Raw genomic sequence first — 22,062 nt, 5'->3', positions numbered from 1 at the left:
CCTCCTTCGACGGGATTTCCGAGGCGGCCCGGACCGTCGCGAAACGTCTTATGCTAGGCCGCCTCCTCCATCGTCATGGCTCGGCTCCGTCGCCGGCCGGTTCGAGCGCGCCCACCTTCTCCGGAGTGGACAGCTGGGCAAAGGTCATCTGCTCCTGCAGCCAGGCTTGGTAGTCCACTTCGGAATCCACCGCGACGACGCCCCGCATGAAGCCATGGCCCGTGCCGCAGAGTTCGGCGCAGAGCACCTCGAAGCTTCCCGTGCGTATCGGCGTAAACCAGAAATAGGTGACGGAGCCCGGGATCATATCCATCTTGGCGCGGAATTCGGGCACGTAGAAATCATGCAGCACGTCGATCGAGCGCAGCAGCATCTTGACCGGCTTGTCGACCGGGAGGTGCAGGTCGGCCGCCTCGACGATCACGTCGTCCTGACCGTTGGGGTCATCCGGATTGACGCCGAGCGGGTTTTCGGGACTCACCAACCGGCTGTCGGATGTGCCGAGCTTGCCGTCGGCGCCGGGCAGCCTGAAATTCCACTGCCATTGCTGGGCGACGACCTCCACATCCGTGGCGTCCTCGGGCACGGTGATGAATTGCGACCAGACATAGAGGCCCGGCGCCAGCATCGCCGCGACACCGACGCCGGTGACGACGGTCAGCCACCATTCGAGCCGCTTGCTCTCCGGCTCGTAATGGGCGCTCGCGCCTTCCTTGTGGCGGAACCGCCAGACGCAATAGGCCATGAAGAGCACGACAGCGGAGAAGACGGCGCCGGTGATCCAGAACGTGATGATGAGCGTGTGGTCGATATAGTCCCAGTTGGACGCAATGGGCGTCCACCACCATGGGCTGAACAGGTGAAAGAGCACCGAGCCCACGACCACAAGAACGAGTACGAGCGCTAAGGCCATCCTCCGTTCCTCCCGGGATTCCAGGAGAATACTTGATTCTTCTGGAAAAACCGAGCGATGATGCTCCATCGGCATCGGGATTTCCAGTTCCGCGAAGCTGCTTTTCTGTATACAACCGGCGGCAAATCGTCGCGACTCCCAAGCAGGTTTCGCAAAAGTGTCGCGCGGCTTCCGACAAAAACCCGTGGCAAAAGAGGAGGCTAAGCGGGTGAAGCGGCGGCGAGCCAGCGCCTCGCCTGCTTGGGAAAGGCCGCGACGAAACGTCACGCGACCGGCGAGGTCAGCCGCCGCTTGAGCGTCGCCAGGATCGAGGGGTCGAGCCCGATCGCCGACAGATAGGCGGCCGTGCCGCCATGGGCTTGCGCGATATGGGTGAGCAGCCCGCGCATCGTCTCCGGCTCGCTGGTGAGAAAGCTGTCGACCAGCTCCGCGGATCCGCCGCGCCCGATCGCCTCGGCGCGCAGCCGTTCGAGCAGCGGCGCCGCCACCGCTGCGGTCAGTACGTAATCCTCGACGATCGTGTCGTCGTCCACGCCGGCGAGCGAGAGCAGCAACGCCGCGATGATGCCGGTCCGGTCCTTGCCCGCGCTGCAATGGAAGAGCACGACGCCGTCGTCCGCCGAGGCAATCGTCGAGATCACTTGCGCGATCTGGTCCTGGCAATGGTCGATGGCCTCGCGATAGCGCGCCGCCATGTCGAACCGGCCGACCGCGCCTTTCGCTGCTTCGATCGGCGCAAGGGCGCCGAACAGCGGAATGTTATGGAACCAGACATTGGGATGGCCCTCGAACGGGTTCGGCTCGGCCTGCCGCTCGTGCCGGCTCCGCAGGTCGATGACGGTGCGCAGCCCTTCGCCGAGCAGCATCGCCCGGTCGCCGGCGCTCAGCCGGGCCAGACCGTCGCCACGGAGAGCGGCGCGCCATTTCGTCTCGTTGCCGTCGGCGACGGCGTAGCCGCCGAGGTCGCGGATATTGTGCGCTCCTTGCAGCCGGAGGAGACGGTCGTGGGGGATAGTCATCAGCGCAGTCCTGATTTCATGAAGGATTCGATCACCTGCCGCTGCAGGACGAGATAGATGACCAGGATCGGCAGGCTGGCGAGTGTCGAGGCGGCCATCAGCGGTCCCCAGAGATTGCCTTCCTGGGTCATGAACATCTGCAATCCGATCTGCACCACCGAATTCTCGATGCTGCGCGACAGCAGCAGCGGCCAGAAATACTCGTTCCATGACGAAATGAAAGCAAGGATGCCGAGCGAGGCGAGCGAGGCGCGCATGTTGGGCGCGACGATCTCCCACAGGATGCGCCAGCGTCCGGCCCCGTCCATACGTGCCGCCTCGACAACCTCGGTCGGGAAGGATTTCATCGCATGGTAGAGCATGAGGACCGCGAAAGCGGCCGCGGCATGGGGCACGACCAGTCCGGTCAGCGTGTCGAGCAGGCCGAGCCGGGACGCCAGCACATAGTTGGGGATCATCGTGACCTGGAACGGCACCAGCCAGGAGAGCGCGATCAAGCCATGCACGAGGCCCGACATGCGGAAGCGCCATTGCGTCAGGGCATACGCCGCCAGCAGGCCGGTCAGTACCTGCAAGAGGGCGGTCGCGGCCGAGACGATCGTCGTGTTCGTGAGCATGCGCAGCATCGGGATCTGCGCCAGCACGAAGGCGTAGTTGTCGAGCGAGGGTGAAGCCGGCCAGAGCCGCGTCGAGAAGATTTCGTTCTCGGCCTTCAGCGACGAGACGACCATCCAGCAGACCGGGAACACCGCCACGAAGGACAGCAGGATCATCGTCGCATGCATGGCAACGGTCGCGAGCGGAAACGGCGCGCTGAACGAATCCTCACCCGCCGTGCCGGCCTGTGTCAGCTGCATCTCAGTTGTCATGGAAGGCACGCCTCTGCATGAGCCACAGCAGGAGCATGGCAATCGCCCCGAAGCCGGCGAAGGCGATCATGCCGGCCGCCGAGCTCCAGCCGACGGACAGGCTGCCGAAACCGTAGTCCCACAGGAGATAGAAGATGTTGGTGGTCGATTTGAGCGGCCCGCCCTGAGTGAGCACGTTGATATAGGTGAAGCTCCACTGCGCCCCGAACAGGATCGTCATCATCGACAGGAGCAGGATGGTCGGCGACAGGAGCGGCAGTCGGACGTCGCGGATGATCTGCCATGGCGTGGCACCGTCCATGCGTGCCGCCTCGATGTAGCTGGGGTTGATGCCGGCATTGGCGGCGGAGAACAAAAGGGTGGAGAAGCCGACGAGCTTCCAGCCCGTGATCCAGATCAGCGTGGCCAGCGCATAGTCCGGATCCTGCAGGAAGCCGATCCTGGACAGGCCGAGAGCGGCGAACATCTCGTTGACCAGCCCGTGATCCTCGTTGAGAAGCCAGCGCCATACGATGGCCGCCACGACGGGCGCTATGATCATTGGCACGAAGATCAGCGTGCGGTAGAGGTTGCGCCAGGGGCCCTTGAGTTCCTGTGTGAAGATCGCCACGGCGAGGGGGATCAGCACCGACATCGGGAACAGGCCGATGATGTAGATGGCCGTGTTCCACAAAGCGCGCTGCATTTCCGGCAGGACGAACAGGCGCCGGTAATTGTCGAGCCCGACATAGGTCTTCGAGGCCGTCGGCAGCATGTTCCATTGATAGAAGGAGAGCTGGAACGCCTCGAGAAGGGGCGCATAGACCCAGATCACCAGCGTGGCGACCACTGGCAGCAGATAGAGCCAGGGCTCCAGCCGTGGTTCGCCGAACAGCCGGTCGAGCGGGCTGAAGTGGGACGAGGGCGGGTTGGTCATCTGAGCGTGCTTTTGTTGCCGTCGGTTGTGTTGTGTCGCTGCGGGACTTGCGGTCAGCCTTCCGTCCTGACGCCACATATGCGAGCATCGCGGAAGAACCCCTCATCCGACCGCGCCCTTTGCGGGCGCGGCCACCTTCTCCCACAGGTGGGGAAGGCAGGAGCCTGGCTTGGCCGGCTGTGCAAATCAACGCCAGCGACTGGCGGGAACGCTGCGGCAGGGCCTTCCCTTCTCCCCTTGTGGGAGAAGGTGGCCGCACGAAGTGCGGTCGGATGAGGGGTACTTCCCCGATGGGTGCAAGCCGCGAGGTAAGAATGAGGCGGCGGCATCCCTGCCGACGCCCCGGTCTTTCCCTATTCCGGCATCAGGCTCTGGGCGTCGGCCTGGGCCTGCTTCAGCGCGGCTTCCGCATCGCCCTCGCCGAAGACCGCTTCGCGGATGCCGTCCATCATCACCTTCTCGACCTGCCGGTAGTTGGGACCGGGAAAGGCGACGTTGGCGGTCAGCCGCGTGAGTTGTTCCAGATTCGGCCGGATCATCGGATGCGTCTTCACCCATTCGGCGAGATATTGCGGATCGTCGACGATATCGAGCCGGAGCGGCAGATAGCCGATCTTGCTGGTTATGACCGTGTAGGCGTGCTTCGAAGTCAGGAACTTCAGCAGCTCATAGGCCGCCCGCTGCTTTACCGGGTCCTTGCTGAAGACGAAGAGCGCGCTGCCCGAATTGGTCGGCCGGGTCGGCTTCTCGCCGAAGGCCGGCATGGCGGCCACACGCAGCTCGAAATTGCCGGCGGCCGATTTGAGCAGGCTGTTCTGCACGGCGCTGGTATAGAGGAACATGCCGAGATTGCCGCTCGCCATGGTGTCCATATGGGCGCCGACGTCGATGCGGGCGTGGGCGCCGCTGTCGACCATGGCGCGCAGCATCTTGGTCGCCTCCAGCGCGTCGCCCTCTGCGAAGGTCAGCCGGTTGCCGTCGCGCACATTGCCGCCGTTCGACATCTCGATCGCCTGGTAGACGAAGGTGCCGTCGACCGGACCGTAGGCGCCGGGGAAGAAGCCGTGCTTGCCGGTCTTCTGGCTGATCGCCTCGCCGGCGGCCTTGACCTCGTCCCAGGTCCGGGGCGGCTTGTCCGGGTCAAGGCCTGCCTGCCTGAAGAGATCGGCATTGTAATAGAGGATCGGTGTCGAGAAGGTGTAGGCGAGGCCGTAGGTCTTGCCGTCGATCCGGCCGAGATCGAGACCTTGCGGGATCATGCCCGAGAGGTGGTCGGTCAGTTCGGCGGCGGGCACCATGTCCTCCAGCGCGTTTCCGCCGAGGTCCTGGGCGATGTAGATCAGGTCACGGAAGACGAGCTGCGCGACGTCGGGCTGGCGCCCCGCGACGATGTCGGCCTGGACCCGCGACAGGATCTCGTTCGGCGGCACCGGGATGCCCTCTACCGTGATGTTCGGATTGGCCGCCATGAACTCCTTGAGCAGCTCGCGGGTGGCGTCGGCGCCGGCGCTCGCCGAGGCCAGATTGTAGTTGTAGAAGGTGATAGTGACCGGCTGGTCGACCGTGGCCGGCATCTCGGCCCTGGCCATGCCGGCGGGTGCCGCGAGCGCCGCGCCGGCGGCGAGCATCAGCTTGAGACAGCTTCTTCTCAGCATCGTCAATTCCTTTCCTGGAAGGGATCTGGTTATTCGGCCGCGGCGGCCATGCCCTCGTTGAGCTTGCGCAGCATGTCGAGCGGGTAGCGGTTGAGTTCGGCGCGGTCCGAAGGCAGCGGCACGAAGGAGACGGTCAGGCCCGAATCGCGGACGGTGCCGATCGCGAAGGACGCGCCGTTGACCATGCGCAGCACGTCCCTCACCAGAATGTCGGTCGCCGCGTGCTGGCCCATGCCGATGACGACGGGAATGCCGTGCCAGACGGTGACGCGGTCGTAGTGGATGTGGCCGCTCAATATGCCGACGACGTTGCGCCCCTTGAGGAGCGCGGCGAGCCTCGCCGTATCCTCGCCGCGGATCGACCGCCACGGAGCGAATTCGCCTTCGTCGCCGATCGCGGGCGGGTGATGCGAGACGATCAGCTTGGGCAGGTCGGCATGGGTTTCCAGCACCCTTTCCAGCCAGGCGAACTGCTCGGGCTCGATGGCGCCGCCGATCTGGCCGGGGATGGACGAATCCAGCGTGATCAGATGGACGCCGTCGATCACCTGATCGTGGAAATAGGGGGCGTCGAGATCCTCGGCGCGGTCGAGAAAGCCCCGGTAGAAGCCCTCGCGGGTGTCGTGGTTGCCGAGCGCGTAGACGACGGGCAGGTCGAGCCTGGCCATGACCGATTTCAGCGCCTTGAAGCTTTCCGCATCGCCGCGGTTGGTAAGGTCGCCGCTGGCGACGACGAAGCTCGGCCGGGGCTCGATCGTGGCGATCATGCCGAGGATCGTTTCCAGCGTCGCGGTGGTGTCGCTGAAGAGATGCGGATCGTCGTGGCCGGGTCGGCCGATATGCAGGTCGGTGAGGTGGATGAAGGTGGTTTCGCGTTCCATCGCAGGCTCCGTTCGATCTCCGTCGGATGCGCATCCCGGAAGCGATGCGCCTCGCTGACGGCTCGATAGGCCGTGCCTGTTTCCCGCGCGTGACAGTTTTAGAACCGTGTTCGAATCGACGCCGGAGAGCCACTTCCGCTTCTCGACTGCACTACCGCCGACAGCCGCTGGACCATCCAGAGCAAGAGTCGGGGAATGGCCGCCGAGAAAGAAAGGTTGAGACGACGGCTATCGGTGGCAAAAGTTCGAGTCATGCCGGCCAGCGGCCGCTGGCGGAGGTCGCGGTCGCGTGCCAAGCCGGCATTTCCTCTGGAAATGGCGAACGTTGTGATCCGATCGCATGGCGGACATCGATGAGGCCGGCGGCAACGCGAGGACCCCAGCGACCCTTGCAGAGTTTCGCCTGGATGCTTCGGCCCTACCCGCATTCGACAAGGTCGCCGGTCCAGGCCCGCTTCCGGATCCGTCTTCGGCATCGCGGAAACAGCTATCTGGCGAGCTCCACGAGAGTGATGCCTGGCCCGGATCTCAATTCATGCTCGTCCGCTACCGGATCGTTTCCAGGTGAGTAGGAGCAAAATGGCCAGCACGCCATGCAGCACCACGACCGGCCAGAAAAGCGGTCCGGTCGGGAGGGGCGAAAATCCAGCATAGGCAAGATAGAGCGTGACAAGCGCGCTGTAGAACAGCATGCCAAGTCTTGGGGGGCCTGGCCAGCAAGCAGCGCCAAGCCCCAGCAGGGCCAGGTCGAGGACGCCGGCCACCGTCGCGGCAGGTTCAGCCAGGGGAACGCCAAGCAGCAGTTGCCCGACCATCGAGGGGGCCACGATCAAGGCAAGACCGGTCGCCATCTCGGCGACCGCGGCAAATATAGGCACATGCTTCATGTGCCGCCCCGTCGCCGCCTACCAGCGTCGTACCTGGCTGCCGATCACCGGTGTCCTCACGGGTTTCGCCAACCCGAAGAACACAACGAAGCCGTTGCCGCCACAGCGCGTTGAAACGGTTTCGTCAGGCATCTTCGCTAGACAAACCTCATCCATAAGATCGATATTGTTGGCGGCCCACACATTTCCAGCCGGATCGACTGCAACACCGGTCAGAAATTGCATCCCCTTCCCGGCATAGCCGGTCTTGGGTGGAGAGATCGGGTCGCCCGTCTTGAAGCCGGGAGGGCACGTCTCGGTACGCACACCGCAAAGCTCGGTCAGTGTTTTGCCGAAACCGTTCGCAACCCATACGTGGTCATTGCCGTCAATCGTAATGCCCCAAGGCCCGCTAATGCTCCCTCCACCGTCAAACGACGGGGCGGGCGCCGGGGTGCCGTCGGGGCGTATGATGCTCACGCTGCCGCCGGGGAACTCCTCTATTATGCGGACCAGGGCGATGAACTTTTCTACCGTCTCGTCACCGCCGCCAGCCGGTTCCAGCCTGCTTTCCAACTCGCTCCGCAACTTCATCCGGAGCAGATCCAGCTTCTCCTTGGCGCTCGGCTCGCCCAGCGTATTCGCGACCCACGCATTGCCCTGGCTATCGATAGAGATGGCATGGGGGCTGTAACCGACTTCCAATTGTTCGGCCTTGCCGGGATCATTCGCCGGGAAGCGGGTGACCGTATTGGAGTTAGCGTTGGAAACCAGGATGCGGCCTTGCAGATCGACCGCGACGTGGAACGGTCCCTTCACCTGGCAGGTGCCGTCGACGGGCTTGTCGTCGACGGTGCGGCACAGGATACGCGCCTGGGCCGGATCGACTTTCGGCAGGTGGACGATCTGGCTCTTGCTTGAATCCAGCGCCCATACATCCCCGTCGGGGGGTCGTATTGATGCCCTGCATGCCGCCAAGTTGCCCATTCGGGTTGTAGCCGGTCGGCGGGGACAGAGGCTTCCCAGTCTTATCGAAAACAGGGATCGTCCTCCCGGTGATGCTTGTCACCCACACCTTGCCGTCGCCGGCGACGGTGAGGCCCCAGCCGGGAAAGTCCACGCCGCCTCCAGTATAGCCGGTGGTCATCGGCGAGATGGGGCGGCCATTCGGCGCAAGCTCGGAGAGCGTGCCGCCGATCCCGCCGTACATGGTCGATTGCGAGCCTGCCATCTGATTGTTTGCCGCCCAGGCGTCGCCATCGCCGTCGATGCCGATGCCGCCGAGGCCGCTCAAACCACCCCCTGCGTAACGCAGCGCGATGGTCCATGTGCCGGGAGCGAACAGAAGGTATGGCCGGAACGGGACGGTGCGGGAGCCCGGCCCGTCCTGGGCCGGGTAGAAATGGTCCAACAGCGCAAACAGCTTCTCGGGCCCATTCCACGGATGCAGCGCGATGGCCTGGGCCGCCGTCAACGTGTCGGTCGGAGCGGCCCCTCCGGGCGGCGTGGAAGCCTGAAACAACCTTTCACAGGCGTCCGTCTGCACGCGCGTGATGCAGCCCGACAGCAAGCCACCCAAGGTGTTCAACGTAGCCAGAGAGGTGGTCTGCGTGCTGTTCAGGGGATCCTGGATCACGGGCCCCAATCCGCCGGTCGCGAGGTCCCCCAGGTTGGGCACATTGCCCGAGGCGATCTTCAGTCCGAGCGCATGCCCGCTCAGCGTTTCGCCTTTCAAGAACTGCGCGCCCGTCCATACTGATGCCATGGTCGTGAGCTCGTTGACGGTCACTTCTTTCGGGGCAATGGTGCCTAACGTTGCCATCAACGCGATGGCCGGGTGCGCCCCCTGCGAGCCGCCAGTCTTGGGCTCTCCACCTCTGGCGGTCAGGTAAAGCACGTCGCCGCCAGCCTTCTGGATGTCGAATTCAAAGCGAAACGCGCCGTCGTCACCTGTGCTTGTTTCCGACAGCTTGGTGGGTGCTCCCTCGCCCGCAGCCCATAGCGTCACCGTCGACTTTGCGATGGGGCCGCCGCCGCCGTTGACGTTGCCGACAAGTTGCTCGGCCGAAGCGACCTGCCCGAAGGCTGCGGTGACAAAAGCAAAGGCAAGAAATGGCAGGCGCATGGTCGTCGTCACCTCGTACAATCGCGCCGGCTTGCCCGTGTTCCGCCGGGAACAAGATGCACCTGCACTTATCCCATGGGAGCAACGAAGGCGTCTTGCCATTTCACGCTACGACGATCGTTGCCTGAGCGGCTTTGGGGTCCGAAAATAGCCCTGGTTCAACCCACGGCCTCCGGTCGCGTGGGCACGCGGCCACAAATCAGTCGTGGCCCGGGTCCATCGAGCGAAACTCCCGCGGGCCTAAGCCTTTGACCTTCCGGAATGCCCGCGAAAACCCCGCCGGTGACGAGTAGCCCAGCTCCTCCGAAATGCTGGTAACAGAGACGTTCGTTCCCATTAGGAGTTCGGTGGCCCGTTCAATCCGCACGGCACTCGTAAGGCTGCGAAAGTCGGCACCGGCCTGCTGTAGCTCACGCTGAAGCGTTCGAACGCTTGTATCCATGGATCGCGCAGCGTCCTCGATGGACACGTCACCCGCCTGAAGTTGCGCACGAATCTGGGCGACGGCAATGTCGAGCAAACTCCGCGGCGCACCGCCTCGGCGATCACGCGCGACGTCTTCGAATGTCACAATCGGCCGTGATGTGCGTCTCGGCGCTGCCATCAATCGATGCCCTTCAACGACGACCGCCACTGCAGGTGCATTGAACACGACCGGGCATTGAAACACATCTTCAAATGGAGAAGTGTGGCAGGGGGTCGGGATGTCGAGTTCAATGCGACGCGGGCGCCAATGATCGGGCAGATATGCCCTGAAGAGGCTCAACAATATGCCGGCGGCGGCGCATGCGACGGAAGAAGCGTATCCCCGAGAACCGGCCAAGGCAAATGTATAGCTGAGACGTACCTCATCTGCAGCGGTTGCGACAGACAACCCGTCATAAGTACTGTGGTATTGGAGGGTCGCGATAGTCCGCGTGATCGCCTGGCCGAGAGTATCGGCTTCAGTCACGTATCGTCCGAACGTACCGTAGGCGGCGATGTTCCTGCTCGGCACGAGCAGAAGCCCGAGTTTGGAATCGCCAAGCACTCTTGCCGTCTCGTCGACGAATCCGACCACGGACCGCTGAGGAATGAAGAAGTTTCGATCCTCGATCAATTCAACATCGAAACCCGCGGCACGATTGGCGCGTTGCAGCGCCTTCTCCCCGAGCTCAATTCGTATGAATGCGGGCAGACCCTGCAGTACGTGGCTGGAGATCACAGGGACTGCGGCTATTTGAAAGTACTCCTAAACTAGGCATTGGCGCAAAATGAATGGTTTACACATATCACCGATGACAATGGAAGCAAGCCGGATAGCGAGCGCGGTCAGTAGTTTGCAGGGTGAAGTCGACTGCAAGAGCCGGTTTTCAAAGCGCGGTGCGAAGGAAGGCATTTCCGCCGATCAATAGGTATTCGACGGGAACGACATAGAGTTCGTCCATCTCTGAGGGTCAGCCGGCCGCACAGATAGCACAACCCCTGGTGCGTCGCCACTGCCTGATCCAGAGGCCCACATCGCGACGCCATGATGCATATGAAGCATCGCGCTACCAGGCGTTCCTGGCGCAAAATGGCAAGAAGAATTGGGCCGCCCATAGCAATGTGGCCAGGGGCGCACGGTGACTGTCCGGAGGAGATTCTCTCTGGCCTTTAGGTGGTGTGCTTTACACGAAGCATCTTCAAGGTGAGACCATGATTGGACCGAAACTGACAAGGCTCGGGAAGGGTGCGCGGCGGTGTGTGCTGCCCCTGGCCGTTATGGCCGCTGCTGCAGCGTACCCGGCCGCTGCACAGGACAAGATCGATCCTGAGGCCGACAAGATCCTCGCGGCGATGAGCGAAAATCTCAAGGCCATGTCCACATTCAGTGTCGATTATGACGCGGACCACGAGATCATCGACCTTGCCGGTCAGAAAATCCAGTACAGCGCCTCGGGCTCTCTCGCCCTCGATCGCGCCAAGGGCTTCCGCATGACCCGAAAGGGCCCATTTGCGGATGCGCAGGTGACGTTCGATGGCAAGACCATATCGCTCTACGGCAAGGCTTTGAATGTCTATGCGCAGATGGACAGTCCGGGGCCGAGCGTCGAAGAAGCGACTGAGGAGTTTCGGGCCGCCACCGGCCTCGATGCTCCGGGAGCCGAACTGTTGGCCAGCGACCCCTATGCGGTGCTCACCGAGGGCGTGACCGAGGGGACCGTTGTCGGATCAGGCTTCGTCGGTGGCATCGAATGCGATCACCTCGCCTTCAGAACCGATATCGTCGATTGGCAGATCTGGATCAGCAAGGGCGAGAAGCCGGTTCCGCTCAAATACGTCATCACGACGAAGTGGGTAACCGGGGCACCGGAATATTCCCTTCGGTTGACCAATTGGAAGCGCGAGGGTGTCGACCCCGCTCAATTTTCGTTCACTCCCCCGGCGGGCGCGAGAGAGGTCGAGCAGGTTTACGCCGATGTTACCGGCGAACTGTCGCTCGAGGCTGGAGAATGAAGACGATGATCAAGCTGCGCATCAAACTCCTCCTGGGAGCGCTCGTCGGATTCAGCATGCTCGCGGTGGATAGTCTCGTGCCGACGCCAATCGGTTCCTTCGTATCGACAGCCCATGCCGTCGTAGGACGGCCCGCGACGCCCGGTAGTGTCGCCGGCGTCGCGAGGCGCACCACGCGCCGCGTAATCCGTCGCTCGTCGATATATGTCGCCACACTTCCCGCCGGCTGTGTGCGGACAAGCGTCAACGGCACCGTCGTGTGGAGTTGCGGCGGAACCTACTATCAGCCCTATGGCGGGCGTTATGTCGTGGTCTACATCGACTGAGTGCCGCCAGGTGGGGTTCCCGCCGACGTGACCTCTCTTGTCGGCCTCGGCCGCCTGGTTTTCGCCGCGTACTTCGCGGCGATCAGACGCCGAAGCCGACCACCCGCTGGACGAACCAGGCGGCCGACAGAGAACCGATCACATAAGCGATGAAGAGCCTCGGGCGGGCGGGATGGCCAGCAGGAGCTTGAGGCTGCCGATCGCGGCCAGCGCCAGCATGACGAAGACGAGCTGTCCCGCCTCGACGCCCAGGTTGAAAGTCAGCAGCGCCAGCGGAACGTCCTTTTGCGGCAGGCCGATCTCGGCCAATGCACCTCCGAAACCGAAGCCGTGCAGCAATCCGAAGACGAAGGCGATCACCCAGGGATAGCGGCTCGACAGGTCGCTCCTGCCGCGCTGCTTAAGGACGATCTCCGCCGCCACCAGAACGATGCTCAGCGCGACGAGCGCCTCCACCGGCGCCTGGGGTGCCCGCGCGAGGCCGAGCGCCGCGAAGGCAAGCGTGACGGAATGGGCGACAGTGAATGCGGTGATCGTGGCAACCAGTCTGCGAGGGCTGCCGATCAGGAGGAGCAGCGCCAGAACGAAAAGCAGATGGTCGAGACCGAGCATGATGTGCTCGACGCCAAGCAGGAAATAGGTGCGCGCGGTATCCCCGGAGGTGGGCGCGGCAACGACAGTCAGTTCCGGAAAGTCCGGCGTGAGCCGCTGCGTCTGCACGGTGCCGTCAGCGCGCACGATCCTCGCCAGCGCGTCGGTGTAGGTCGCGACCAGACCGTCGATGACGATCGTGCGCCCGGACAGCCCTCCGGGACACCGGACGCGCCATCTGCTCGTGGACGCAGCGTCGGCGATCGCTGTGACCGGCGCCTCGGTCTCGGCACAGCTTTCCGGCATCCGAACGTGAAGCGACAGACGGTATTCCCCGCGCGCAGGCACCTTCCAGAGGATCGAGTAGGTTTCCGGCTCGGTCTCGAGGATCTCCAGATAGGCCGGCCGCAGTTCGTGTGCTCCCGCGCAGCCGATTCCCAGGCCGAACAGAAGGAGTAGAACGGCGAGCGCGCGCATGGCCGTTCATTCGTCCGAAACGCTCGACGATGTCGCGTCCTGCTCCGGCAGCGCGATCGTCACACGGTAGTTGGCGCGCATCTCCCGATAGCGCGCCTCCGCCAGCGTGCGTCGCTTTGCCGAGCGCCAGTCGCGCAGCACGAGTTCGCGTACGTCGTCGAGCGACGGGTCGCGTGGATCGGCCCGGTCGACGACGAATACGAGATGCCGACCGAAGGTCGATACCAAGGGCCCGTTCCAGCGTCCTTCGTCGGAGGAGGCGATCGCTTCGGCGTAGGCGTCGCCGAAATTGCGGGCGATCTGGTCGATGGGCATCAAGGGCAGGCTTGCGGGCAGCAATGTCGGATCGCCTGCGTCGGCTGGCGCCTTGCCGCCCTCCCCGAGCACGGCGAGCAGCCCGGCCATGTCGTACTGCATCTTGTCGCCGCGTTTGGCAGGATCGAAGAAAATCTGCCGAAAGGCGACGCGCGCAGGGACATGGAAGGCGGCGGCGTTGTCCTTCAGATAGGCCTCAAGCTCGGTGTCAGTGGGGTCGAGTTCCTCCGCGCCCGGCTCCATCAGGAACTCCATCTTCTGCTGCATGCGGCGGCGCAGCACCGTGTCGTCACGGTCGAGGCCCATGCCGATGCCTTCGCGGTAGAAGATCTCCTCCTTCACGAAGGCTTCGATCAGACCGTCGAGCTCCTGCTGCGTGGGCGGGCGCTGCCAGGCGCGAGAAAACGATTCGTAGAGCTGGGCGATCCGGCCGGGCCCGATCTCGATCACCTGGAGGTCTTTGGCGCCCGGCGTCCGATCGAGCCAATTCCAGAGCGCGACGACCACGCCGCCGATGATCAGGAACTGGATTAGCGGTTCCGTCAGAAGCCGTCGGATGAGGCTCATGCGGACGAACTCGCGGGCGACAGCAGATCGAGCGTGAGGACGAGCATCGCGCTGGCCGCAATCCACGAGCCGAGAGCGCGGATCGCGATTCTGTGCCAGGGGCGATCGAGCCAGGCCGCGAGGCCGCCGAGATAAACGATGATGAGCGCGGCACCCAGGCCGGTGCCGATCAATGCCAGCCAAGCCTGATCGGCGGGGATCGCGTCGGGCTGCGAATCGAGCGCGACCGCGGCGGCCGCCGCGACCGCCAGCAGCCACGAGGCCGGTCCCGGCAAGCGGCCCGATGCCACGGCGAGGCCCGCGGCCAGCGCGACCGCCAGCGGCGGCCACCTCGGCAGGGTCGGCAAGGCGCAGGTCAGTGTCAGCGCGGCCGCCGTCGCTGCCACGAAGGCCGGGAGAGCCGCTCGGCTTTGGCGTGGCGCATGCTGGCCGACGAGCAGTCCGATCGCGACCAGCGCCAGCAGGTGCGCCGGCACCAGCAGGGGGTGCAGAAGTCCGTTGTAGGACGCCCCTATGCCTTTGACCGGGCTGTGGGCGGTGGCCGCCCCGCATGAGGCGAACAGGATCGCCACCGCCGGGGCGAGTGCGGTTCTCATGCGAAGCCGGTCAGGAAAGCGAGGCCGGCAACGGCAATGGCGTCGCCGGCGGCTCTGACCGCCACCTTGCCGGCTTCCCACCTGGTCGCCAGGCCGAACGTATGCCGATGAGGTGCAGCAGCCCGGTGCCTGTCACGAACCCGACCGCATAGGCGACCGCGTCGGCCGCGACGGGAAGCTCGGTGCCGTGGGCGTGGCCGTGGAAGATGGCGAAGGCGGCGACGATGACGCCCGCGATCCACAGCGGTGGCCGCACGCCGAGCGCCACCATGACGCCAAGCACCACCGCGGAGGCGGCAATGCCCGTCTCGACGGCCGGAAGCGGCACACCGGCGATGCCGAGCGTGCCGCCGAAGGCCATCACCAGCGGGAAGACGATCGGCAGGAGCTAGATCGCCGGGGCGCCGAGGAATGCGCCCCAAAGGCCAACCGCCACCATTGCCGCGACATGATCCCAGCCGAGAACCGGATGCAGGAACCCGGACAGAAAGCCGCCCGCGACACCTTCGCCCTCATGTGCAAGGGTGGGCTGGGTGGCGATGGCCAGGAGCAGCATCGATGCCGCCAGAGCGATCCGCGCTTTCCCGCGCCCTAGGTCATTTGCGGTTTCGAACGTCATGGATACTCCTGGCCGATCGCACCGGCGTGATCGGCCGGCACAGCATCTTGCGGTGAAAGTACGGCCGCCGGAAAGGTGGTGCGGAAGGTCGCGCGCGCCGCGGCCAGAGCCTCGTCCTTGCCATAGAAGTGCATCAGGCCGTGCGCCTGGGCATCCTCCAGGGTGATGTCGCCGGCGAGCAGTGCCCGCACGACTTTCTCACTGGTCACGACGACGACGTCGTCCTTTTCAGGCCCCGGCACGTGTGTCTTGACATCGATGCCGTCAGGGCGCCGGACATGACGGGTCCACATTGCCGCCGGCAGGAGCACGACCGCGATATCGGGTCCCGCCTCCGTCGCGATCCGATATTCGAGACGCGCGCCAAGCTTCTCCATGCTCGAGGCGGCACGGTAGAAGGCGAGTGGCCCCGATGCAGCCGAGGCGCCGCGTGGCGGCAGGACGCCGGCATGCTCGGCCTGCCAGACGGCCGACATCACATGAAGCGCGTCCGGATAGACCCAGTTGAGAATCCCGATCGAAACGCTTCGCGGGTCCTCATAGCCGCATGCGATTCCGTCGGGCGCCGCGGCAGCGGTTGCTGCGGCCGCGGTCAGCACATGTGCAAGAAGACGGCCCACGACCGCGGGCTTTCGGCCAGGCTGGTGCAATTTCCACCTCCTACTGTGCAGGAGTGTACCAGATCGGAGAGGTGTAGGCCCGGTCCTGGAGCTTCATGCGCGTCCCGCCCAGAGGCGTGGTGCCGGAAAAATTGGCGTCATACGCAGTCCATCGCGGCGTGGGGATCTCGATGACCCTGCCGTAGTAGAATGCGCGCTCGGACGGATCGAAATCCGGGTCGGTCCACACTGCGATCAATTCCGGTGCACCGATCGTGTTGGTCCAACTCGCATTGGCGACGTCGGCCGTGTCGCCGACCGAAGGCAGCTTGCCGTCGGCACCGGGCTGACGGTCGCCACCCCAGGCGACGTCGTAGACCTTTGCCTGCAGTGTGCCGTCGGCCTCCATCCAGCCCTTGACGATCTGGTAGCGGTCGAGATTGGCGCCGATCGGATCTTTGAGCGCGGCGACGAGGAAGGTCGGCGCCTTGCCTTGGGGCGCTTGGCCCAGATCGCCCCCCATCGGCACGCCCTTGGTATATCCCACATAGGCGGGCAGGCGATCCTGTGCATCGGCGGCAACGAAGTCCCAACCGCCGAAGAAGCGCACCACCATGCGCGGGCCGGTGGTGGCATAGGTCTCCTTGCGCTCCATCGCGTCCCAGATCGATTCACGCGTGTTCTCTTCCGCCCAGACGGCGGCGTAGCCGGAGGCGCCGACCTCCCAGTCCATGATCCTGACGCCGGTTTCCTTGTTGTCGACGAAGGTCGCCAGCATGCGCTCCGGACTGGGCTCCTGGGGCACGGTCTTGCCGAAGAAATTGTCCTCCGCCATTGCCGACAGCGAATTGTGCGCATCACTGCTGCCGATCAGGCCGAACTTGTAGGGATTGGTACCGAGTTCCTTTTCGAGCCTCAGGCCGTTCTTGTAGGCGGAACGCGCGTATTCGAACTCGAGCATCTCCGGTTTCTTAGCGATGCTGCAATCGAGGTTGCCCGGCGACACAGGTGGGATGGCCCGGGAAGTTCCCGCTCTCGGCCGTCAAGAAGCAGTGCGCCGGAACATCGGCGCGATCACCTCGACCATGCGCCGGATCGCCTCGTCGGGGTCGTCGAGGTCGATGGCATGCCCGGTCAGCGCCTCGGTGCGCAGGCGGTTGTGGATGAGCTGGGAACGTATGCCCAGCGCGCAGCTGATGCGCCAGCCGATCGCCGCGTCATCGAGCCAGGGAGCGATGCGCCTGAGGTAAGGCACGAAGGCCAGGTGATGCTCGACGCCTTCGACGATCGTGCGGTAGAGCTCGGGGTCGCTGCTGGCATGGGCCATGTTGGTGAAATGCACCAGCACCGGATAGCTGGAATCCGGATCGTGGCTCCAGCGCACCGAGGGCCCGACGAGCGCGGCGATGACCTCTTCCAGGTCCGGCGGCTGCGGGGCGCGGCGTGCCGCCGCCTTCTGGAGCAGCACCAGCCGCTCGGCGTTCAGCCGGCGGTAGACGCGCTGCGCGACCGCGATGATCAGCTTCTCCTGGGATCCGAAATGATAGCTGATGGCCGACGCGTTGGCCTTGGCCCGGCCGGCGATGCGCCGCACCGTCACCTTGTCCAGCGTGCCGACTTCGCGCAGGACCTTTTCACAGGCGTCGAGCAGCTTCAGGGCGGTGTGGTTCGAGGTGTCCAGCATGGTCGCGGGCAAGGGCATCGTCATCCCGCCATTGTCCGCCCGACATGTGAAGCTGGCGTGACGCGGAACCGGTCTGAAGTCGCGTCGGCTCCGGTGTAAAATCACTTCCAAAATTGACAAATCTGAGCGAAATTGTAACTTCTCTATCATCGTCGCGGCAAGGGAGGTTGGCGATGTCGATACGGGAAGACCTGGCCAATACCAGCCTGGCGCTCACCTCGGCCGAGGCCAAGATCGTCCAGGCTCTGCTGGCGGATTTCCCGATGTCGGGTCTCGGCACGGCGACCCGGCTGGCGCGCCGCGCCGGGGTCAGCGACCCGACGGTCATGCGGCTCATGATCAAGCTCGGCTACGACGGCTTCGCCGATTTCCAGGCCAGGCTGCTCGCCGAGGTCGAATCGCGGCTGCATTCGCCCTTGCTGATGATGGAGGCCAAGCGTCCGCGCGGCCAGAGCGAGGGGACGGCGCTCGACTATTTCCATTCCGTCGCCGAGAGCCTCGAGCGCACGCGCACGGCGGTCCCTTCGCAGAACTATGCGCGCGCCGCCAGGATGCTGCTCGAATGCAAGGGCCAGGTGGTGCTGCTCGGCGGCCGCTTCAGCCGCCACATCGCCTCCATGCTTGCCGGCTATCTCGTGCAGTTCCGCTCCGGGGTCCGGGACATGGGATCGCTGGCTGCGGCCGATTTCGATGTGCTGATCGACCTCGGCAAGCGTGATCTGCTCGTCGTGTTCGACTACCGGCGCTACCAGTCCGATGTGGTCAGCTTCGCGCGCCAAGCGCATGGGCGCGGGGTCCCGATCCTCCTGTTCACCGACGGCTGGCTGTCGCCCATCGCCGAATATGCCGGCCTGAAAATGGTCGCCGCAATCGAAGCCAGTTCGCCCTTCGACACGCTGGCCACCGCCGTCGCCCAGATGGAAGCCGTCTTCGCCCATGCGATGGAGAACGACGGCGAGGGCGTGCGCAAGCGGATGGAGGAGATGGAGGCGATCCGCCGCGCCAACGCGGTCACGCTCGACGTCTCGGAATCAGCCGCCGATCGGCCGGAGAGCCGGGTGCCGGCCCGCAAGCGGAGGGCCTCGAAGGCCGCCCCGAAAAAGCCGCAGGCGTGACCCTGCGGGCCCCTCGTCACGACAATGCAGGAAGGACTTGACATGGCTGACAAGCAATCCGCGATCGCCGCCGTGCTGGCCGAGATCGAGGCCGAGCGCGACTGGGTGGTCGGGCTCACGCGCGATATGGTGCGCATTCCGTCGGTCAACCCGAAATTCCAGGCCGATCCTGCCATCAACCGCGAGGCGGACGTCCAGGCCCTGCTCGCCCCGATCCTGAGGGACGAGGGTTTCGCAACGGAACAATGGGACGCCTTGCCCGGCCGTCCGAACCTCGTCGCCGAACGCGCCGGCAGCGAGGAGCGCAGCCTGATCCTGTGCGGCCATATCGACGTGGTGCCCGTCGGCGCCCGGCCGAATGGTCGGTCGATCCCTTCGGCGGCGACATCAGGGACGGTCGCCTCTATGGCCGCGGCTCGATCGACATGAAGGGCGGGGTCGCGGCCTGCGTGGCGGCGGCGCGCGCCATCCGCCGGGCGGGTATCGATCTCGAAGGCCGGCTCGCCATCCATGCGGTGGTCGACGAGGAGGCCGGCGGCTTCGGCGCCATGGACGCCGTGAAGAAGGGCAAGCTCGCCAAGGCGGTGCTGGTCGCCGAGCCGACCTGGGGCGACGTGCTGCCGGTCGAAGGCGGGCTCGAATGGGCGCGCGTCACCATCCGCGGCCGCTCCGCCCATTCCGCCTTGCGCTACAACGAGATCTATCCACAGCGCCACGACAAGGACCGGCTGGTGCCGGGTGTCAATGCGATCGAGCTGGCGGCGCGCTTCATCGGGGCCGTGCGCCAGTACGAGCTCGACCGGACCAGGGCGCGCTCGCATCCGCTGCTGCCGCTGGGCATGAACACGATCAATATCGGCGTCGTCCATGGCGGCGCGGGGCTCGGCGAAAACGGCCTGCCGACGGTGATGACCAACCCCGCGATCATCCCTGACGCGGTTGTGCTCGACCTCGACATGAAGTTCCTGCCCGACGAGAATTCGGCCGACTACCGCCGCGATTTCGAGAGCTTCGTGCATCATTTCGCCCAGACGGATGCCTGGCTGCGCGACAATCCGCCTGATATCCAGTGGGAGCTGGGCGGGCTGCACTTCCCGCCGCTCAACACGCCGGCCGACCATCCGCTGGTCACCTCGCTGGTCGCCAACAAGATGCGGCTCGGAAAGGCGCCCGAGGTGCGCGGCTTCGTCGCCGTGTGCGACGCGGCCCATTATGCCGGAGCCGGCGTCGACGGCGTCATCTACGGCCCCTCGGGCGACGGGTTCCACGGCGTCGACGAGTTCATCGACATCGGTTCGCTGGTGGAGACCACCAAGGTCATCGCCGCGACCGTCATCGACTGGTGCGGGGTGCGCCGGTAGCGCCGTCGTTTCCCTCCCCCTTGAGGGGAGGGTGGCCGCCCACGGGTCTTGCCTCCGGCAAGCCCGAGGACAGGCTCCGCGGCCGGGTGGGGTCCTCTCCGCTGGACTCGACGCAAGTACTAACGTCGAGCACTGCCGCTCGAACCCCCTCTGGCTGCTGGGCAGCCATCTCCCTCTCAAGGGGGGAGAAAACGTTTCGCCTGTCAATCCGCGCGCTTGGCCCTTCCGGCCGTCGCCGTCCAGGCCGAGCGGATCATCCCGACAAGCCCGCTCGGATAGGCGAGCATGATGGCGATGATCAGCACCGCGGTGATGATCGGCCGCCAGGCGCCGAAATCGGCCATCGCTTCCGAGAAGATAGTGAGCACGAAGGAGGCGACAATCGCGCCATAGATCGTGCCGGCGCCGCCAAGCAGCACCATCGACAGGATCACGGTCGCGATGCTCATGCCGAAGACGTCGATCGAGGCGTTGCGCTGGTAGGCCGCATAGAAGGCGCCGGCAATGCCTGTGAAGAAGGCGCTGGCAGCGAGCGTGACGAGGCGCTGGCGCACCAGCGATATGCCGCGGCTCACCGCATATTCCTCATTGTCGCGCAGGGCCACGATTGCGGCGCCGGCGCGGGAACGCACGAAGAGGCGCAGGAACAGAGTGCTCGCCACCAGAAGCGCGAGCGCGATGTAGAAATAGGCGAATTTGCCGTCGCGCACCATGTTGTGGTCGAACCAGTAGAGGCCGGGGATCCGCACGATGCCTTGCGTGCCGCCGGTATATTCCGACTGGCTGAGGATGATCTGCATCACGAGCTGGGCGAAGCCGAAGGTGACCAGGATGATGTAGATGCCCTTGAGCCGCAGGATCGGGATGGTGACGATCGCGGCTGCGAACGTGGCGATGACGCCGCTCGCCAGCACCGCGATCCACGGGTCGACACCGGCAAGCTTGGTGAGCAGGCTGTAGGCGTAGACGCCGATGCCGAACAGCGCGAGATGGCCGAAATTGAACACCCCGCCGTAACCCAGGCTCAGATCCCAGTTCGACGCCACGATGGCGTAGGTGAAGATCATGATCAGCACGTGCCGGCTGTAGGTGTCGGTGAAGACGAAAGGCAGCAGCGCCAAGAGCAGGAAGCCGAGCGTGAAGCCGACAGCCTCGTTTCTCCAGGGCGTGCGGCCGGGGGCGGCGGGAAGCGGGAGTGCGGCGGTTGCGGTCGTCATGCGAGGCCTCGCGAGCGGCCGGCGAAGATGCCTTCCGGCCGCACCATCAGCGTCAGGATGAGCACGATGAAGAGCAGCGCGGGCGTCCAGTAGAGGCCGAAATAATAGTTGCACACGGCTTCGAAGAACCCGATCAGATAGGCTGCGAAGATCGGCCCGGAAATGCTCGATATGCCGCCGAAGACCACGACGATGAGGGCCTTGAGCAGCGGGTCGGCGCCCATGACCGGGCTCATGAAGCGATAGCCGCCCATGAAGATCCCGGCGAGCCCGGCGAGCGAGGCGGCGATGGCGAAGGCGAGGCCGTAAAGGGCCTTGACGTTGAGCCCGACGAGCTGGCTTGCGTCCTCGTTCTGGGCGACGGCGCGCAGCGCCAGCCCGAGCCGCGTGCGGTTGAGGAACGACCACAGGGCGGCCAGGATCAGCGGCGTGATGACGATGATGGCGATCTGGTGGAGCGAGACCCCGACCCCGGCGATGGTGGTGCTGCCGTCGATCAGGCTGGGCAGCTGCTTCGAGCGCGGGCCCCAGATTTCCAGTGCGCCGTTCTCGATAAGCGAGCCGGCGGCGAGCGTGGTGATGACCACGACCAGCACGATGTTGGGACGGCCGATGAGGGGCCGCACGACGCTGGCCTGCAGGATCCAGCCCACCCCGGCCATGACGATCACGGCCAACGGGAAGGCGACCGCGGCAGGCAGGCCGATGGCGACGAATTGCCAGGCGAGATAGGCGCCCAGCATCATGAAGACCCCATGGGAGAAGTTGAACACGCCGATCGTCGTCCAGACGAGGGCGAGTCCCACCGCCATCATGGCATAGAGCGATCCCTGGAACAGGCCGCCGAAGAAGATGTCCGCAAAGGTGCTCATC

The 22,062-nt window shown here is 64.8% G+C and carries 22 protein-coding genes and 2 pseudogenes; 5 read left to right on the top strand and 19 right to left on the bottom strand.

Annotated elements, in window-relative coordinates; all coding sequences use genetic code 11:
- Positions 1 to 73: 73 nt before the first annotated feature.
- From JN302_RS04920 to JN302_RS04875, 10 genes are all read right to left on the bottom strand, one after another.
- The gene (locus JN302_RS04920; protein WP_202310367.1) at positions 74 to 913 is read right to left on the bottom strand and encodes a cytochrome c oxidase subunit II; all 840 of its coding nucleotides are present in this window, start codon (positions 911 to 913) and stop codon (positions 74 to 76) included.
- A 263-nt stretch (positions 914 to 1,176) separates the two neighbouring features.
- Entirely contained in the window at positions 1,177 to 1,932 is a 756-nt protein-coding gene (locus JN302_RS04915; RefSeq protein ID WP_202332137.1) for a tyrosine-protein phosphatase, read from the bottom strand.
- Positions 1,932 to 2,789: a carbohydrate ABC transporter permease gene (locus tag JN302_RS04910; RefSeq protein WP_202332135.1), complete on the bottom strand. Its 858-nt coding sequence runs from the start codon at positions 2,787 to 2,789 to the stop codon at positions 1,932 to 1,934. The genes JN302_RS04915 and JN302_RS04910 overlap by 1 nt, the downstream gene beginning before the upstream one ends.
- A 1-nt stretch (position 2,790) precedes the next feature.
- Complete coding sequence (locus JN302_RS04905; RefSeq protein ID WP_202332133.1) at positions 2,791 to 3,717, bottom strand: carbohydrate ABC transporter permease; 927 nt, start codon at positions 3,715 to 3,717, stop codon at positions 2,791 to 2,793.
- 353 nt (positions 3,718 to 4,070) lie between these two features.
- A complete protein-coding gene (locus JN302_RS04900; protein WP_202332131.1) occupies positions 4,071 to 5,372 on the bottom strand; it encodes an ABC transporter substrate-binding protein in 1,302 nt (433 codons plus the stop codon).
- A 29-nt stretch (positions 5,373 to 5,401) separates the two neighbouring features.
- On the bottom strand, positions 5,402 to 6,253 hold the full coding sequence (locus JN302_RS04895; protein ID WP_202332129.1) for a metallophosphoesterase: 852 nt from the start codon (positions 6,251 to 6,253) through the stop codon (positions 5,402 to 5,404).
- Between the two features lie 533 nt (positions 6,254 to 6,786).
- Positions 6,787 to 7,140: a hypothetical protein gene (locus tag JN302_RS04890; RefSeq protein ID WP_202332126.1), complete on the bottom strand. Its 354-nt coding sequence runs from the start codon at positions 7,138 to 7,140 to the stop codon at positions 6,787 to 6,789.
- A gap of 18 nt (positions 7,141 to 7,158) precedes the next feature.
- Entirely contained in the window at positions 7,159 to 7,938 is a 780-nt protein-coding gene (locus tag JN302_RS04885) for a hypothetical protein (protein WP_202332124.1), read from the bottom strand.
- Positions 7,877 to 9,256, bottom strand: coding sequence for a hypothetical protein (locus JN302_RS04880; RefSeq protein ID WP_202332122.1), 1,380 nt, complete (start codon positions 9,254 to 9,256; stop codon positions 7,877 to 7,879). Before JN302_RS04880 ends, JN302_RS04885 begins: the two co-directional genes overlap by 62 nt.
- A 187-nt stretch (positions 9,257 to 9,443) precedes the next feature.
- Positions 9,444 to 10,448, bottom strand: coding sequence for an AraC family transcriptional regulator (locus tag JN302_RS04875; RefSeq protein ID WP_244846203.1), 1,005 nt, complete (start codon positions 10,446 to 10,448; stop codon positions 9,444 to 9,446).
- 521 nt (positions 10,449 to 10,969) lie between these two features.
- On the opposite strand from JN302_RS04875, the gene JN302_RS04870 reads away from it, so the two are divergent.
- Together JN302_RS04870 and JN302_RS04865 are read left to right on the top strand one after the other, a co-directional pair.
- Positions 10,970 to 11,722, top strand: coding sequence for a DUF2092 domain-containing protein (locus JN302_RS04870; protein WP_244846202.1), 753 nt, complete (start codon positions 10,970 to 10,972; stop codon positions 11,720 to 11,722).
- A gap of 56 nt (positions 11,723 to 11,778) precedes the next feature.
- Positions 11,779 to 12,048, top strand: a complete 270-nt coding sequence (locus JN302_RS04865) for a hypothetical protein (RefSeq protein WP_244846591.1) — start codon at positions 11,779 to 11,781, stop codon at positions 12,046 to 12,048.
- A gap of 138 nt (positions 12,049 to 12,186) precedes the next feature.
- On the opposite strand, the gene JN302_RS04860 is transcribed toward JN302_RS04865, so the two are convergent.
- The 7 genes and pseudogenes from JN302_RS04860 to JN302_RS04830 all read right to left on the bottom strand — a co-directional run bounded on the left by JN302_RS04860 (position 12,187) and on the right by JN302_RS04830 (position 17,520).
- Entirely contained in the window at positions 12,187 to 13,116 is a 930-nt protein-coding gene (locus JN302_RS04860) for a HupE/UreJ family protein (RefSeq protein ID WP_244846201.1), read from the bottom strand.
- A gap of 6 nt (positions 13,117 to 13,122) precedes the next feature.
- Positions 13,123 to 13,998 (bottom strand): peptidylprolyl isomerase, encoded by an 876-nt coding sequence (locus JN302_RS04855; protein WP_202332120.1) that lies wholly within the window; start codon positions 13,996 to 13,998, stop codon positions 13,123 to 13,125.
- On the bottom strand, positions 13,995 to 14,594 hold the full coding sequence (locus tag JN302_RS04850; RefSeq protein ID WP_202332118.1) for a HupE/UreJ family protein: 600 nt from the start codon (positions 14,592 to 14,594) through the stop codon (positions 13,995 to 13,997). The genes JN302_RS04855 and JN302_RS04850 overlap by 4 nt, the downstream gene beginning before the upstream one ends.
- Positions 14,591 to 15,150 (bottom strand): annotated as a pseudogene (locus JN302_RS04845) (HupE/UreJ family protein). The gene JN302_RS04850 and the pseudogene JN302_RS04845 overlap by 4 nt, the downstream one beginning before the upstream one ends.
- A 59-nt stretch (positions 15,151 to 15,209) precedes the next feature.
- Positions 15,210 to 15,833 (bottom strand): hypothetical protein, encoded by a 624-nt coding sequence (locus JN302_RS04840; RefSeq protein WP_202332117.1) that lies wholly within the window; start codon positions 15,831 to 15,833, stop codon positions 15,210 to 15,212.
- A 40-nt stretch (positions 15,834 to 15,873) separates the two neighbouring features.
- Positions 15,874 to 16,842: pseudogene (locus JN302_RS04835) on the bottom strand (DUF3604 domain-containing protein); the annotation flags it as partial.
- A gap of 12 nt (positions 16,843 to 16,854) precedes the next feature.
- Complete coding sequence (locus tag JN302_RS04830) at positions 16,855 to 17,520, bottom strand: TetR family transcriptional regulator (RefSeq protein WP_244846200.1); 666 nt, start codon at positions 17,518 to 17,520, stop codon at positions 16,855 to 16,857.
- Positions 17,521 to 17,669: 149 nt separating this feature from the next.
- On the opposite strand from JN302_RS04830, the gene JN302_RS04825 reads away from it, so the two are divergent.
- Genes JN302_RS04825 through JN302_RS04820 form a run of 3 tightly spaced genes read left to right on the top strand, consistent with a single transcriptional unit; the run spans position 17,670 to position 19,972 of the window.
- Positions 17,670 to 18,611 (top strand): MurR/RpiR family transcriptional regulator, encoded by a 942-nt coding sequence (locus tag JN302_RS04825; RefSeq protein WP_202332115.1) that lies wholly within the window; start codon positions 17,670 to 17,672, stop codon positions 18,609 to 18,611.
- Between the two features lie 42 nt (positions 18,612 to 18,653).
- Positions 18,654 to 19,040, top strand: a complete 387-nt coding sequence (locus tag JN302_RS38950; RefSeq protein ID WP_244846199.1) for a hypothetical protein — start codon at positions 18,654 to 18,656, stop codon at positions 19,038 to 19,040.
- Complete coding sequence (locus JN302_RS04820) at positions 18,929 to 19,972, top strand: M20/M25/M40 family metallo-hydrolase (protein WP_244846198.1); 1,044 nt, start codon at positions 18,929 to 18,931, stop codon at positions 19,970 to 19,972. The genes JN302_RS38950 and JN302_RS04820 overlap by 112 nt, the downstream gene beginning before the upstream one ends.
- A 203-nt stretch (positions 19,973 to 20,175) precedes the next feature.
- Here JN302_RS04820 and JN302_RS04815 read toward each other — a convergent pair whose 3' ends face one another.
- Positions 20,176 to 21,189, bottom strand: coding sequence for a branched-chain amino acid ABC transporter permease (locus JN302_RS04815; protein WP_202332113.1), 1,014 nt, complete (start codon positions 21,187 to 21,189; stop codon positions 20,176 to 20,178).
- Complete coding sequence (locus JN302_RS04810; RefSeq protein ID WP_202332111.1) at positions 21,186 to 22,061, bottom strand: branched-chain amino acid ABC transporter permease; 876 nt, start codon at positions 22,059 to 22,061, stop codon at positions 21,186 to 21,188. Before JN302_RS04810 ends, JN302_RS04815 begins: the two co-directional genes overlap by 4 nt.
- Position 22,062 lies beyond the last annotated feature (1 nt).

The organism is Mesorhizobium sp. L-8-3 (assembly GCF_016756615.1).
GTDB lineage: Bacteria > Pseudomonadota > Alphaproteobacteria > Rhizobiales > Rhizobiaceae.
The sequence above is the reverse complement of the archived record's forward strand: the minus strand, read 5'-3'. Positions and strand labels throughout refer to the sequence as shown.

Excerpts from the sequence above, each read along its gene's own strand:
- JN302_RS04900 (WP_202332131.1), bottom strand. The coding sequence starts at position 5,372 with ATGCTGAGAAGAAGCTGTCTCAAGCTGATGCTCGCCGCCGGCGCGGCG.
- JN302_RS04810 (WP_202332111.1), bottom strand. The coding sequence starts at position 22,061 with ATGAGCACCTTTGCGGACATCTTCTTCGGCGGCCTGTTCCAGGGATCG.
- JN302_RS04915 (WP_202332137.1), bottom strand. The coding sequence starts at position 1,932 with ATGACTATCCCCCACGACCGTCTCCTCCGGCTGCAAGGAGCGCACAAT.
- JN302_RS04815 (WP_202332113.1), bottom strand. The coding sequence starts at position 21,189 with ATGACGACCGCAACCGCCGCACTCCCGCTTCCCGCCGCCCCCGGCCGC.
- JN302_RS04865 (WP_244846591.1), top strand. The coding sequence starts at position 11,779 with ATGCTCGCGGTGGATAGTCTCGTGCCGACGCCAATCGGTTCCTTCGTA.
- JN302_RS04860 (WP_244846201.1), bottom strand. The coding sequence starts at position 13,116 with ATGCGCGCGCTCGCCGTTCTACTCCTTCTGTTCGGCCTGGGAATCGGC.
- JN302_RS04910 (WP_202332135.1), bottom strand. The coding sequence starts at position 2,789 with ATGCAGCTGACACAGGCCGGCACGGCGGGTGAGGATTCGTTCAGCGCG.
- JN302_RS04830 (WP_244846200.1), bottom strand. The coding sequence starts at position 17,520 with ATGACGATGCCCTTGCCCGCGACCATGCTGGACACCTCGAACCACACC.
- JN302_RS04920 (WP_202310367.1), bottom strand. The coding sequence starts at position 913 with ATGGCCTTAGCGCTCGTACTCGTTCTTGTGGTCGTGGGCTCGGTGCTC.
- JN302_RS38950 (WP_244846199.1), top strand. The coding sequence starts at position 18,654 with ATGGCTGACAAGCAATCCGCGATCGCCGCCGTGCTGGCCGAGATCGAG.
- JN302_RS04825 (WP_202332115.1), top strand. The coding sequence starts at position 17,670 with ATGTCGATACGGGAAGACCTGGCCAATACCAGCCTGGCGCTCACCTCG.
- JN302_RS04890 (WP_202332126.1), bottom strand. The coding sequence starts at position 7,140 with ATGAAGCATGTGCCTATATTTGCCGCGGTCGCCGAGATGGCGACCGGT.
- JN302_RS04895 (WP_202332129.1), bottom strand. The coding sequence starts at position 6,253 with ATGGAACGCGAAACCACCTTCATCCACCTCACCGACCTGCATATCGGC.
- JN302_RS04850 (WP_202332118.1), bottom strand. The coding sequence starts at position 14,594 with ATGAGAACCGCACTCGCCCCGGCGGTGGCGATCCTGTTCGCCTCATGC.
- JN302_RS04855 (WP_202332120.1), bottom strand. The coding sequence starts at position 13,998 with ATGAGCCTCATCCGACGGCTTCTGACGGAACCGCTAATCCAGTTCCTG.
- JN302_RS04905 (WP_202332133.1), bottom strand. The coding sequence starts at position 3,717 with ATGACCAACCCGCCCTCGTCCCACTTCAGCCCGCTCGACCGGCTGTTC.